The sequence below is a fragment of the Algoriphagus boseongensis genome, assembly GCF_004362805.1.
Lineage (GTDB): Bacteria > Bacteroidota > Bacteroidia > Cytophagales > Cyclobacteriaceae > Algoriphagus > Algoriphagus boseongensis.
Genome location: NZ_SNYF01000005.1, coordinates 1024077 through 1037413, shown reverse-complemented (window position 1 = coordinate 1037413; position 13337 = coordinate 1024077). Strand labels below are relative to the sequence as shown.

Here is a 13337-nt window from a genome sequence, read left to right as displayed (position 1 = left end):
TTTACTTAATCTCTTGAAATTCTTTTAAAAACACCCTACCAATCCCAAAAGAAAGAAGTGAGAACTCTTTTAAGCTTAATCACTTTAGGTCTTTTTTGAATAGTATTTAAACTCCTAAAAAAGAAAAAGCCATCCCATAATTGGGATGGCTTTTGGTTGGTGGTTAGTTGTAATCTTAATTCAAGAACTCATCAAAGGTGATGCTGATGTAGTACATCGCTCCAATAGTTGGGTTACCCCAGTTAGACTGGTAGGACTGATTGAGAATGTTTGTACCGCCAATTTTCACAATTGACTTGATGCTCTTCAATTTGTAATTCAATTGAGCGTCAAGAGTGCTGAAAGATGGCATTACGCTTTGCTCAGTAACTCTAACAGCTGGACCTACGAAAGAAGACTGCCACAAGTAGCTATCCTGATATCTCCAAACTACATTGAAGCCAAGCTTTTTCTTGCTGTCACGATATCCAAAAGAAACATTGTATCTGAATTCAGGAGTATTGAAAGCAATCTGCTCATTAGATAGTCCTGCATTATCGTTCAACTTGTTATAAGCGATATTACCACCTAAGTTGAATGATTTAGCCAGTTTATAATCAAGTCCTAAGGCCCATCCAAAAGCCTTAATTTTTTCATCCAAATTGGTAGGCAAAGAATAAACTTCTCTAGTTGCTGGGCCAGTAGGTTTTACAATTACCTGTCCAGCGATGAAGTTTTCATACGTGGTATTGTACAAAGATGCATCTACCAACATTCTTTGACCTATCAAGGTCTTGTAACCAAATTCATAAACTACAGCTCTTTCTGGCTTGAATTCAGTGAATTCATACAATTTTGGACTACCTGCCAAGACAGATTCTAGAGTATATGACTTACCTACTAAATCATATTTGTCTCTAAAGAAAGGCAAACCTCCAATTAGTCTAGCTTGAGGAGTAGCTAAGTCAATGTATTGATCCTGAGTTGTTGGAATACGGAAACCAGTTTGGTAAGAAGCTCTAAAGTTGTGGTTTCCTGCAGAGTATACACCTGATACTCTAGGTGACCACTGACCTTTGAAATTTACGTTTTTATCATATCTCAAAGAGCCTGTCAGTTTCAATTTATCATTGATCAAACTTTTAGCCGCCTGAACATATCCACCAAATTCGGTTATTTTTTGCTCTTCGCCATTTTCGTCCAATGCAAACAATGTGCCTTCAGAATTTAGGTCATAGACTCGGTAATTACCGCCAATTAAGACTTCAGCAAACTTGATTTCATTTTTAAAATTATACATACCCTCATAGTGGTACATATTAGATTTGTCAACAAACCTTCCACCTCTTGGAATTGGATTTTCTTTTACTTGAGACACGATATTATTAAATGCCTCTGATCCTGGTTGTACATCTGCTCTTCCTAATCCTACTGGACTTCCAGTAGAAGAATCAGCTACACCTCTTGCTGCTCCATGAAGGTTTCCAACATTTGAATTTACCGCTGCAGTTGCAGCTGCCTGAGCTTGTGCAGGAGTAGCTCCTTGAGAAATAGCAGTTAAATAAGCTGTAGCATAGATCTGATAGGAGCCACCACCAAATGTGGTGAAGTATTGAGGATACCAGGTTGTAGAAGGTTTCCAAGCCTCATTAACTAATGCAGCTGTAGTTCCTATCGCAAAAGCATCGCCAGAGCGCTCTTGGGTAGTATAAGCTCTTAAGAAGAAATTATCACCTCTTAATTCAGCCTTGATTTGATACAAATAGAAGTCTTTTAGAGCATATCTATCAGCGCCAGTGTACACACTTGTACCTGTACCATAGTTTCCTTGAAGAATACCCTCTATTTTATCATTAAATCTATAGTGTAAAGCAAGGTTTCCTTTAAAGCTTTTGGTATTGTAATCTGCCAAATCTCTCTCCAAATAACCAATTCTAGAAATGTTAGTCACAGTTGAGCCAGGAATCATTTGGTTAAACAACTGCTGAGGAGTTTGTCCAGTCAATTGAGGTAAGGTAAATCTACCTAATGGAGTCTGAATTTGATTAGTAGCTATGAATCCTAAGAAAGGAGAAGTTCCACCAGCTCCAGTTCCAGGCTGACCATTTGCAAACAAACTGTTATACATATTCACGTTGGTCTCATCTCCATAAGAGTTTACACCGTTGTATCCAATATTATTTGCATGGGAACCATCATTTAGACCATTTCCATTCAATAAGCTTTGGTCTCTAAAATCATTGGCTTGCCAATCCTGAGCCTTCAAGTAACTCAAATTGATTTTATAAGCGAACTTGTTTCCAATAGACTTGGCATATCTGATTCCTACATCATAAAAGCCAGTAGCACCCAATTTATCTCCATTGTTATCTACTCTTCCTTCCTCATTCATCAAACCAGTTTTAGCATATGCGCTTAAACCTTGATATTGGAAAGGACTCTTACTATTCATTAATAGTAATCCGGTCAAGGCGTTTGGACCATACAAGGCAGACGCTGCACCTGGAATCAATTCGACGCTTTCTAGATCTAATTCAGAAATACCTACAATATTTCCGACAGAGAAGTTTAAGCCTGGAGCTTGGTTGTCCATACCATCGATTAGTTGAACCATTCTTACGTTACCGTTTGATCCAAAACCTCTGGTATTTACACTTCTGAAGGTCAAACTTTGAGTCATCATGTCAACACCCTTCAGGTTGTTTAATGCATCGTAGAAGGTCGCTGAAGGAGTTTCTCGGATAGCGATGATATCCATCTTTTCAATGGATACTGGTGATTTCATGATGTTCTCTTCAACGCGAGAAGCAGAAATTACCACTTCCTGACCCATGATGGAGGATTCTTCCAATTCAACTGAAATGTTTGAGGCTCCACCGGTTACTTCTACCTCTGTTGAGGTATAGCCAACCATTGAAAATATTAAGGTAAATGGAGGCTCCTGATTCACATTCAATGTGAATTTTCCTGAAAGGTCTGTAATTGTTCCAATTACTTTTCCTTTCACTACGATATTTACACCGACCAAAGTTTCTTTAGTTTCCTTGTCGGTTACCGTACCTGAAATGGTGGTTTGAGCAAACACTGAGGAGGTTCCAAAAGAAACCAAGAAGGCCAGTGTTAATACTGAGCACCAGATTTTGCTAGTAAAATTTCTCATAGGCTATTTTATGATTTTTTATAAGGTGATTGAATAAGCTTTTTAGCATTCCAATTGCTCGAAATTTATAGTAAAAAGCGCATTTCTAGTTCTTATACCAAGAAAAAATAAAATTGATTTTCAAGGACACTTTTAGCCATTTGATGGAAACCGAGGATGTTTTTCCTAAAAAATCAAAAATTTAGGAGGGTCTATTGGAAATTGTTCAAACTAAATAAGCGTTTATTAAAAATTCCAAAAATTAACTTTTTCAAAAATTAAATTTTCCAAAACAAAAAAGGCTTAGAATTTTCTAAGCCTTTCCTAAAATTTTTAAGTATTAAGAGTTTCTTTGGTTCTCTTCATTGACATGCTTGACCATCCGATCGCAGAGGTCTTTCATCTCTTCGGACATATATTCATCACCTGTACTTGTCAAAAGTGTTTGGGCCATTCCGCCAATAATGTCTATATAAAATCGCTTCATCTCGGCAACTGACATGTCCTCAGTCCAAAGATCAATTCGTAAAGTTGAATGATTCAAGTTGTCCCAAACGTTGAGACTGATACTTCGGGTCGATTCAAATCCATCCCCTTCTTTATCTGAAGCATCCCATTTAATTGCTTTTGGAAGATTATTCTCGTCTAATTCGACCTGAAACTTTATTTCTGATTTTTTCATTCTTTTGATTTTTGGTACAAACCCACTTTTTCTTCTTGTGGTTCCTTGGGGTAAAATTAATTGAAACTCATTTCTGGAACTGGTCCGTCGATAATCAATTTTCCGGCAGTTTTGGTTTGGATTTCCTCAACACTTACTCCCGGAGCTCTTTCCTTAAGAATAAATCCACCCTCAGGAGAAATTTCCAAAACTGCTAAGTCACTTACGATTTTTTTCACGCATCGAATTCCTGTGATGGGTAGGGTACACTCAGGTAAAAGCTTGGATTGCCCGTCTTTTGAGCAATGCTGCATGGCGACAATGATATTTTCTGCAGAAGCTACCAAATCCATTGCGCCTCCCATTCCTTTGACCATTTTTCCGGGAATTTTCCAGTTGGCGATATCTCCATTTTCAGAAACTTCCATCGCTCCAAGGATAGTCAAATGCACATGTCCTCCTCGAATCATGGCAAAGGATTCGGCAGAATTAAATAAAACTGATCCTGGAACCATTGTAATGGTCTGCTTTCCTGCATTGATAAGGTCGGGATCCACTTCGCTTTCCTTAGGAAAAGGACCAATTCCCAATAATCCATTTTCTGACTGAAGAACTACGTCGAGATTTTTCGGGATGTAATTCGCTACTAGGGTAGGGATTCCGATGCCTAGATTTATGTATTGTCCATTTTGGACTTCTTTCGCTATTCGCTGGGCTATTTGCTCTTTGTTTAACATTTGGGCTTGCTTTTGGAATGAATGGATTACTTGGAGATGGTTCTTTGCTCGATTCTCTTCTCGTAATTTTCCCCTTGGAAAATCCTCTGAACATAAATCCCAGGGGTATGGATTTCATTAGGATCCAAGGCCCCGGCAGGTACCAATTCCTCAACTTCTGCAATGGTGATTTTTCCGGCAGCTGCCATGATCGGGTTGAAGTTTCTTGCAGTCCCTTTAAAAATCAAGTTTCCAGCTGTATCGCCTTTCCAAGCTTTGACAATGGCAAAATCAGCTTTGAGCCATCGTTCCATCAGGTAAAGTTTCCCATCAAATTCACGAATTTCTTTGCCTTCGGCTACTTCTGTTCCCACGCCTGCTGGCGTAAAAAATGCAGGAATTCCAGCTCCTCCGGCTCTCACTCTTTCTGCTAAAGTTCCCTGAGGGATTAGTTCTACTTCGAGCTCTCCACTTAATAACTGGCGCTCAAATTCAGCATTTTCTCCTACGTAGCTGGAAATCATTTTTTTGACCATCCGCTTTTTTAGAAGCAAACCGATTCCAAAATCATCCACTCCGGCATTATTGGAAACGATGGTCAATCCCTTGATGTCTTTTTCTAAAAGAGCTGAAATGCAGTTTTCAGGAATTCCGCTTAGGCCAAAGCCTCCCATCATCAGGAAAGCATTGTTTGGAATATCTGCCACTGCCTCTTTTGCTCCGGAAACAGTTTTATTAATCATGTCAAATTGGGTTTATAGTATTGATTTCGCTGTTTTTTGATCTTGGGTCAATTGATTTTTCAATTCTTCCAAGCTTCCAAATTTCTTTTCCTCACGAATAAACTCCTTGAAATAGATCGTAATTAGTTTATTGTAAAGGTCTCCCTGAAAGTCAAATAAGTGGGCCTCGACGGTCTTCCTTGTGCCATCCACCGTTGGCCGGTTTCCGATATTCAGCATGGCCTTGTAAAGAACCCCATCCACTTTGGCCTCCACTGCATAAACGCCGTCATGGGGGATAAGTTTATAGCTATTGGGAATATGGATATTGGCCGTAGGAAATCCAATCGACCTGCCAATCTGCTGTCCTTTCACTACCAAACCATTCAATTCGTATGGTCGTCCCAAGTAGGAGGTGGCGGTTTTTATATCTCCGGATTCAAGGGCTTTCCGAATTTTAGTACTGGATACTCCGATTGCATCTACATCTTGTCTGGAGATTTCCTCCAGTTTAAACCCGAATTCCTCACTATTGGCTTGAAGGTACTCGAAGCTTCCTTCCCTGTTTTTACCAAATCGGTGATCATATCCTATAACCAGGACTTTGGTCTGAATTTTCTCGATAAGGACTTTTCTGATAAACTCCTCAGAAGAAAGCTGAGAAAACTCCGGAGTAAAAGGAATGGTAACCAAATGATCTATTCCCAATTGGCGGAGCAAATTCGCTTTTTCTTCAAAAGTGGATAGAAGTCGGAGGTTGTGCTCATTGGGATAAAGGACCAGTCTTGGATGTGGCCAAAAAGTAATAAGAACGGTCTCTCCTTGAATCTCTCTTGCTAAATCTCTGATTCGCTGAATGATCTTCTGGTGGCCTAAATGCACGCCATCGAATGTGCCCGAGGTGACAACGGCATTTGAAATAGGCTTAAAACCTTCTAGTCCTTCATAAATTTTCATTGGGCCTAGCTTTTATTTCCTCTACTAAAGGCAACAATTCTTTGGCTTCAGAAAGTTTGAATTCTCCGATTCGTGTTCTGCAAAGGGCTTTCAAATAAGCTCCGACCTCCAATATTTCTCCAAGATCTCTGGCTAAACTTCGGATATAGGTTCCCTTGGAGCAGGAAATCCTAAAATCTACCTCATTGTTTTCAAATCGAGTGATTTCAAATTCTCTGACCCGAACAGGTCGGGCTTCCATTTTTACCTCTTTTCCGGCTCTTGCGGCTTCGTAGACTCTTTTTCCATCTACTTTTATTGCAGAATGCATGGGAGGAACCTGAAGAATATCCCCAGTTAGCTTTGCTGCTGCTGAGATGACTTGATCCAGCGTAATATGTGAAGCGTCTTGACTATTGATAATAGGTTTTTCTAAATCAAAGGATTCAGTAGTTCCGCCAATCACAAAAGTTCCGGTGTATTCCTTTTCCTGCCCCATAAAGGTCTCGATTTGCTTGGTCATTTTGCCTGCACAAACAATCAATAATCCAGAAGCAAGGGGATCTAGTGTGCCGGCGTGACCGACTTTTTTTATTCGAAGGGCATTTCGGACCTTCTTGACTACATCAAAGGAAGTCCATTCTAAAGGCTTATTGATTAGAAATACTTCTCCGTAGGTATTGGGTTGCATGGAGTTGGGTTAACCTTTCAGTAGGAAAGGGGAGGGAAATCAGTTTTTTTCTGCCTTCGCAAAGATGGCATAAAATTCAAAAATGAAACCTGCAAGGGTTACAATTGGACCAATTGTTAAGCCCAAAATCCCATTTCCATGTGGCTGATCATCCAAGCCAATCAGGATAAAACCCAGAATAATCAAGGCTAATCCAATAAGCATAAGCTTATAATTTTTTGGAGAAAAGGGGAGAAGGTTATTGCTCATAGCTTAATAAAGTTCGTCCAAAGACATGTTTAAATATTTATTGACAGCACGTAGAGTGCTAAATACCGAAAGAATACCTCCAATAATAATCAAGGCACCAAATAGGATAAGCAGCATTTCGAAATTTTGAAGCATGGCAAATCCTTCGATATTGGACTTGGTGTATTCTACTAAACCAAAAAGAATGGCAGAAGCCACACCGCCAGCTATCATCCCGAAAATCAATGCTCGGACAAGAAAAGGCTTTCGGATAAATCCTCTAGTTGCACCTACCAATTGCATGGATCGGATCAGGAATCTTTGTGAAAATAAAGCCAGGCGAATGGTATTGTTGATCAGCATTACTACGGTGATGATCAGGATTAAAATAAATCCACCCATGACAATACTGACTTTCAAAAGATTCTTGTTGATCGAATCAACCAAATCAGTCATATAAGACACCTCAAAAACGCCGGAAATGGTCTCCAATTCTTTGGCAATGGCCTCCAGTTGCTCAGAAGTTTGAAACTCTTCTGCCACAGCGATTACATAACTGTCTCTGAGGGGATTGTCTTCAAGAAACTTAGTGAAATCTTCCCCGGTGCTTTCTATAAAAGCTGCAGCAGCTTCCTCATCGGAAATAAATCGTATCCCAATTGAATCAGACTTGGTTAAAACGAATGGTCTTGATTTAATGGAATTTCCAATTTCGGTTATCTGAGTTTCTTCTAGATTCTTATCCAGAAAAACCTGGATTTCAATATTCTCCCGAATCATTTTGGTAAGTGACCTAGCTTGAATTAAGATCACTCCAAACAATCCAACTATAAAAAGGGACAGGGTTGTGCTGAAGAGTACGCTTCCGAATTTGAAATGTCCTAGAGTCTTTTTCTTTCGGTTTGGGTTAGCCATAGTGGGATAATTCTGCTCAAAAATAGAAAAGCCAAGGGGATTTAACCAATCGATGTGCCAGAAAGGAGAGGAATCACTTTTTCACCTGAAATTACCCAGATTTTATCAGTGGCTTTAGGCTGTAAGGATACCGAACCGGTAAAATTCCCAAAACTTGGAAGGGTCAAAACTGACTCTGCCAAATGAAAGCAAGGTAATCTTACTCCCTGCCTTGCCTTGCCTTTTAGAAAAACTCCCGGATGAATGTGTCCGCAGATATTAAGAAACTCGTCTTCTACCTTTTCCATAGGCTCGTGAGAGAGGATCATTTTTCCAAGCTTCAAAGGTTTTTCATGAATCTGAAGAATAGATTGTCTATAAGCTGAAGGAGCCAAAATATCATGATTTCCTTTAATCAGATGAAATTGGGTTCCTATGAATTTTTCCAAGAAAGAGTTAAGGATTTCCCATTGTTCATTCCAATCGCTATGGAACAAATCTCCCAAAAAATAGGTGTGAACTGGTCTATAGGTGGAATGAAGCGTTTCCAGTCGTTTTAAATCCCAATCATGTACAGGTTCAGGAATTGGAATGCCGGATTTTCGAAAATGTGCTGCTTTACCAAAATGAAGATCAGCAATCAACAAAGTTTTTAATTCCTTGATCCACAATGCTTTTTCCCAGAGCATTTCCAGAAAAAACTCATTATGAGTACAACCAACCCTTATTTTTCCCGCTTCTTTTATTTCCATGACTTCTAAACAATTTCAAATCTATCCGTATTTAAGGATATCAAATCTTAATTTTCATGAAATTCTGTCAATTCGCTTCCTTGTTTTTGCTAGTCATGCTTTTCCAAAGCACTCAGCTCATGGCTCAGTCAGAAGGAGCAATACTAGGTGTGTGGTATAACACAGAAAAAACCGCACAAGTTGAAATCATTAAAACTGGTTCAGAATACTTGGGAAAAATCGTCTGGCTGAAGGATCCTAATCCTGAGGGCAAACCTGCTGTCGATAAGGAAAATTCAGATCCCAAATACAGAACCAGACCCTTGATGGGACTTCCAATTCTGAAAGGATTAAAATACTCTTCAGGAATTTGGAAAGATGGGGAAATCTATGACCCCAAGTCTGGTAAAACCTATTCCTGCGAAATCAAATTGAAATCACCTGAGATTTTGGAAGTAAAAGGTTACCTCGGTTTTTCTTTTGTAGGAAGGACAGTGGAGTGGACAAGAGCAAAAAAATAAAGGAGGAAAATCCCTCCTTTATTTTTTTATCCCTCCAAGTAAAATGATCTCAGATGAAAGGTCAGCTGCTCAAATTCAATCAGAAAAGCATCGTGTCCGGCAGTCGAAGTGATTTCTTTGTACGTTCCTCGTTTTACTTTTTTACTGATTAATTGAGATTCTTCAGGAAGAAAAAGCAAATCTGAGTTGACTCCAATGGCCAAAACCTTGGCCTGAATTTGACTTAAGGCGTGGTCGATTCCATCTCGATTCCTCCCTAAATCATGACTGTCCATAGCTTTAGAAAGCGTCCAATAAGAAAGCGCATTAAACCGGTTGGCAAGTTTTTGACCTTGATACCTTAAGTAGGAGGAAGCTCTAAAACCATCCAGTTTTTCTTCAGTTTCTTTTTGCTTTTTGGCTAGGTCGTCCGGATGTCGATAGCTTATCATGGCGATTGCCCTGGCAGTTTCCAATCCTTTTTTCCCGGCATCCTCTTGCTTCAGTCCCCAAGTACAATCTGACTCTATTGCCATTCTTTGGGTTTCATTTAGGCCTATGACCCAGGGAGAAGTTTTGGCTGTAGAGGCTAAAACGACAGCATTATCCAATTTTTGACCTAGAGTCACTGCCCATTCCAAAACAACTTGCCCTCCCAAAGATCCTCCGATCAAGGTATGGATTTGATCCAACTGAAGATGTGTCCTAAGTCTTTCCAAACTTGCAGCTAGATCCCTTGGAGTAATCTGGGGGAAATCGTAGAAGTAATTTTCTCCTGTTTTTGGATTCAAACTTAGGGGATTGGTTGAGCCATAATTACTTCCCAGTAGATTGGCACAAATGATAAAATATTGGGATGGATCGTAAAATTTATCTTCTCCAATTAAACCGCTCCACCATTCGGCAGCCTTGGAATCGCCAGTTAAGGCATGGATTACCCAAATGACATTTGATTTTTCCCGGTTCAACTGACCATAGGTAGTATAGGCTAGGTCAAATTGCTCCAAAACCTCTCCAGATTCCAAGAGTAATGGTTGGTCAGAATGGAAAGTCTCAATTGTCATAGTCAGGTCTGCAAATTCGCTGATTAGATTCATTTACTGGGTTAAATGGTTTGGAATGCTTGCTGGATATCTTCTTTAATATCATCGATATGCTCAATACCCAAGGATAATCTCAAAAGGGTAGGAGTAACTCCCGCCGCTTTTTGTTCTTCATCCGTCAATTGTTGGTGGGTTGTTGCAGAAGGTTGGATGATCAATGTTTTGGCATCGCCAACATTAGCCAAGTGAGAGATCAGTTTCAGATTGTTGATGAAAGTAGATGCGGATTCTTTATCGCCTTTAATTTCAAAACTCAAAACACCACCAAAACCATTTCTGAGGTATTTTTTAGCCAAGGAATGATAGGGAGAAGAAGCCAATCCAGGATAATTTACTTTAGAAACCTTAGGGTGACTTTCTAGCCATTTGGCTATTTCCAAGGCATTATCAACGGTTCTTTGTACTCGGAGGGAAAGAGTTTCTATTCCTTGAAGCAAAAGGAAGGAATTGAAAGGGCTAATCGCAGGACCAAAATCTCTCAATCCTTCAACTCTGGCCCGGATTGCAAAGGCAATGTTTGGAAGGCCAAGTGGATTATTTTCTCCAAATACTTCCCAGAAATTCAATCCGTGGTAGCCTTCAGATGGCTCCGAAAATTGCGGATATTTTCCATTTCCCCAATTAAAATTTCCGGCATCAATAATCACTCCGCCAATTGAAGTTCCATGCCCTCCAATCCATTTTGTTGCTGAACAAGTGACAATATTGGCACCATGATCAATTGGACGGAAAAGGAATCCTCCAGCTCCGAAGGTATTATCCACGACCAATGGAATATCATGTTTTTTGGCCAATCCTGCGATTGCTTCAAAATCAGGGATATTGAATTCTGGATTTCCAATGGTTTCCAAGTAGATAGCTTTTGTCTTGGAGTCAATAAGTTTTTCAAAAGCCTCTGGACTGTCGCCTTTTGCGAAGCGGGCTTCAATTCCTAGGCGCTTAAATGCTACTTTAAACTGGTTGTAGGTTCCGCCATACAAAAAGGAGGTGGAAACAAAATTTTCACCAGCTTGGAGGATATTATTCAAAGCCAAAAATTGAGCAGCTTGTCCAGAACTTGTTGCTACAGCTGCAACACCGCCTTCCAAGGCTGCAATTCTTTTTTCAAAAACATCTGTAGTAGGATTCATGATCCGCGTATAGATATTTCCAAATTCCTTCAATCCGAAGAGATTTGCCCCATGTTCGGCGCTGTTGAAAACATAAGAAGTGGTTTGGTAAATTGGAACTGCCCGTGAATTTGTGGTTGGGTCGGGAGCCTGTCCGGCGTGTAATTGAAGTGTTTCAAATCGATAGGTAGACATAGTTTTATAGTTTAGGTTAAAAGTTTCTGAATAGAATAATTGCCATTTCAAGCCAATAGGGCTGGAAATTCAATTTTAAGAACTAGGGAAAAGCGTGAATCTTACCGAATGGAATCCGGATTTTGATTTAGCAGCAGGAAACTGAAATGGGATAAATCGCTTGTTCATCTTGCAAGGAATTTATAGTTCCGAATAAGACCATCTTATTCGGCAGGAATTGGCACCTTGGACTTTCCAGGTTGCCAGAGGGTCATAGAGCCTGTCTCTCGCCTCTTCTTTATAAATCCTTGCACTAAAAAGTGAAAGGATAGAGCAAAGAAAAAGCTCGAATCTTGAAAATCAAAATGTCGAGCTTTAAATTTTATTTTTAAATCAAGTAAAAGAGGAATCGAATCACTTGATTAAGCCTTGAATCGCTTGTAGAACTCTTTCAAAGTCAAATTCTTTTTGGCTTTTGTTCATTTTTTCTTGAATCTCTTTGGTACAAAGGTTTCCAATGCTTCCTTCATGGGTGTGATTCAATGAAGTTTGATCGGGAGAAAATTGATCTGCTTCGATATCCAATCCTACTTTTTTATAGGCATCTCTAAATGGGACTCCCTGAAGCACCAGTTCATTGACTACTTCTACAGAGAAAAGGTGTTTATAAAAAGAGTCTTGCAAAATATTTGGCCTTACTCGGATAGACTTGAGCATAAAGGTGCTCATGCTCAGGCAGGATTTCATGGTCTCGATGGCGGGGAAAATCTCCTCTTTTAGCAATTGCATATCTCGATGATAACCTGTGCTCATATTGGTTAAAAGATAACCCACTGCCGTAGGAACGGCCTGAACTTGATTGGTTTTTGCCCGGATCAACTCGAATACATCAGGATTTTTCTTATGAGGCATAATACTGCTTCCCGTAGTCAAATCATCTGGAAAAGAAATGAAAGCAAAATGCTGGTTCATGAAAAGGCAAACATCTGTAGCCAACTTGTTTAAAGTCCCAGCTAGTCCGGCTAAAGCGAAACTTAAGGTTCTTTCTGTTTTTCCTCGGCTGTTTTGGGCATTGATCACGTTATGGTGAAGGTCTGCAAATCCGAGTAATTCAGTGGTCATGGTTCTATCCAAAGGAAAGCTGGAGCCGTAGCCTGCCGCAGAACCTAAAGGGTTTTTATTGCTTAAATCAAAAGCGGCTTTCAAGAGCCCCATATCTTCAGTCAAGCTCTCTGCAAACGAACCAAACCAAAGTCCAAAAGAAGAGGGCATGGCCAATTGAGTATGGGTATACCCAGGCATCAGGTCGTTTTTGTGCTTTTCAGAAAGGGTCAAAAGGAGATCAAATAATTCGGAAACTTCTCCCACCAATTCTTGGATTGCAGCTCGGTAATACAACTTTAAGTCCACCAAAACCTGGTCATTTCTACTTCTTCCGCTGTGTAGCTTTTTCCCTACCTCACCGTATCGTTCGGTAAGCAAAAACTCTACTTGGGAATGCACATCTTCGACTCCAGGCGCTATACTGAATTTTCCTTGCTCAATTTCAAAATAGATTTCCTTCAGACCTTTTTGAAGTATCGCATTATCCTCTTCAGTCAATAAGCCAATTTTGGCGAGCATATGCGCATGAGCCATTGATCCCAAAACATCAAAAGGAGCCAGAATACTATCAAATTCAGGATCCCTGCCGATGGTGAATTGTTCTACTTCTTTTTTGCTGCCGGTGGCTTTTTGCCAAAGTTTCATGGTCG

General features: G+C 39.9%; 13 protein-coding genes and 1 riboswitch. Of the genes, 1 reads left to right on the top strand and 12 read right to left on the bottom strand.

Annotation, left to right across the window (positions count from 1 at the left end):
• Nucleotides 1–175: 175 nt before the first annotated feature.
• The 9 genes from DFQ04_RS04520 to pdeM all read right to left on the bottom strand — a co-directional run bounded on the left by DFQ04_RS04520 (nt 176) and on the right by pdeM (nt 8718).
• Nucleotides 176–3139, bottom strand: coding sequence for a TonB-dependent receptor (locus DFQ04_RS04520; RefSeq protein WP_133553106.1), 2964 nt, complete (start codon nt 3137–3139; stop codon nt 176–178).
• A 319-nt stretch (nt 3140–3458) separates the two neighbouring features.
• Nucleotides 3459–3800, bottom strand: coding sequence for a gliding motility protein GldC (gldC, locus tag DFQ04_RS04515; RefSeq protein WP_133553105.1), 342 nt, complete (start codon nt 3798–3800; stop codon nt 3459–3461).
• 56 nt (nt 3801–3856) lie between these two features.
• On the bottom strand, nt 3857–4516 hold the full coding sequence (locus DFQ04_RS04510) for a 3-oxoacid CoA-transferase subunit B (protein WP_133553103.1): 660 nt from the start codon (nt 4514–4516) through the stop codon (nt 3857–3859).
• A 26-nt stretch (nt 4517–4542) separates the two neighbouring features.
• Entirely contained in the window at nt 4543–5238 is a 696-nt protein-coding gene (locus DFQ04_RS04505) for a CoA transferase subunit A (protein ID WP_133553101.1), read from the bottom strand.
• Nucleotides 5239–5250: 12 nt separating this feature from the next.
• On the bottom strand, nt 5251–6174 hold the full coding sequence (locus DFQ04_RS04500) for a bifunctional riboflavin kinase/FAD synthetase (RefSeq protein WP_133553099.1): 924 nt from the start codon (nt 6172–6174) through the stop codon (nt 5251–5253).
• Complete coding sequence (truB, locus tag DFQ04_RS04495) at nt 6161–6844, bottom strand: tRNA pseudouridine(55) synthase TruB (protein ID WP_133553097.1); 684 nt, start codon at nt 6842–6844, stop codon at nt 6161–6163. Before truB ends, DFQ04_RS04500 begins: the two co-directional genes overlap by 14 nt.
• A 39-nt stretch (nt 6845–6883) precedes the next feature.
• The gene (locus tag DFQ04_RS04490) at nt 6884–7093 is read right to left on the bottom strand and encodes a DUF3098 domain-containing protein (RefSeq protein ID WP_133553095.1); all 210 of its coding nucleotides are present in this window, start codon (nt 7091–7093) and stop codon (nt 6884–6886) included.
• Nucleotides 7094–7096: 3 nt separating this feature from the next.
• Nucleotides 7097–7987, bottom strand: coding sequence for a cell division protein FtsX (locus DFQ04_RS04485; protein ID WP_133553093.1), 891 nt, complete (start codon nt 7985–7987; stop codon nt 7097–7099).
• A gap of 41 nt (nt 7988–8028) precedes the next feature.
• The gene (pdeM, locus tag DFQ04_RS04480) at nt 8029–8718 is read right to left on the bottom strand and encodes a ligase-associated DNA damage response endonuclease PdeM (RefSeq protein WP_133553091.1); all 690 of its coding nucleotides are present in this window, start codon (nt 8716–8718) and stop codon (nt 8029–8031) included.
• Nucleotides 8719–8774: 56 nt separating this feature from the next.
• Here pdeM and DFQ04_RS04475 point away from each other — a divergent pair, with 56 nt between their 5' ends.
• Complete coding sequence (locus DFQ04_RS04475) at nt 8775–9218, top strand: DUF2147 domain-containing protein (protein ID WP_133553089.1); 444 nt, start codon at nt 8775–8777, stop codon at nt 9216–9218.
• Nucleotides 9219–9244: 26 nt separating this feature from the next.
• On the opposite strand, the gene DFQ04_RS04470 is transcribed toward DFQ04_RS04475, so the two are convergent.
• The 3 genes from DFQ04_RS04470 to argH all read right to left on the bottom strand — a co-directional run bounded on the left by DFQ04_RS04470 (nt 9245) and on the right by argH (nt 13332).
• A complete protein-coding gene (locus tag DFQ04_RS04470) occupies nt 9245–10294 on the bottom strand; it encodes a homoserine O-acetyltransferase family protein (RefSeq protein WP_133553087.1) in 1050 nt (349 codons plus the stop codon).
• 8 nt (nt 10295–10302) lie between these two features.
• The gene (locus DFQ04_RS04465; protein WP_133553085.1) at nt 10303–11604 is read right to left on the bottom strand and encodes an O-acetylhomoserine aminocarboxypropyltransferase/cysteine synthase family protein; all 1302 of its coding nucleotides are present in this window, start codon (nt 11602–11604) and stop codon (nt 10303–10305) included.
• 177 nt (nt 11605–11781) lie between these two features.
• A riboswitch (SAM riboswitch) is annotated at nt 11782–11890 on the bottom strand.
• A gap of 107 nt (nt 11891–11997) precedes the next feature.
• Nucleotides 11998–13332 (bottom strand): argininosuccinate lyase, encoded by a 1335-nt coding sequence (gene argH / locus DFQ04_RS04460; RefSeq protein WP_133553083.1) that lies wholly within the window; start codon nt 13330–13332, stop codon nt 11998–12000.
• Between the last annotated feature and the right edge of the window lie 5 nt (nt 13333–13337).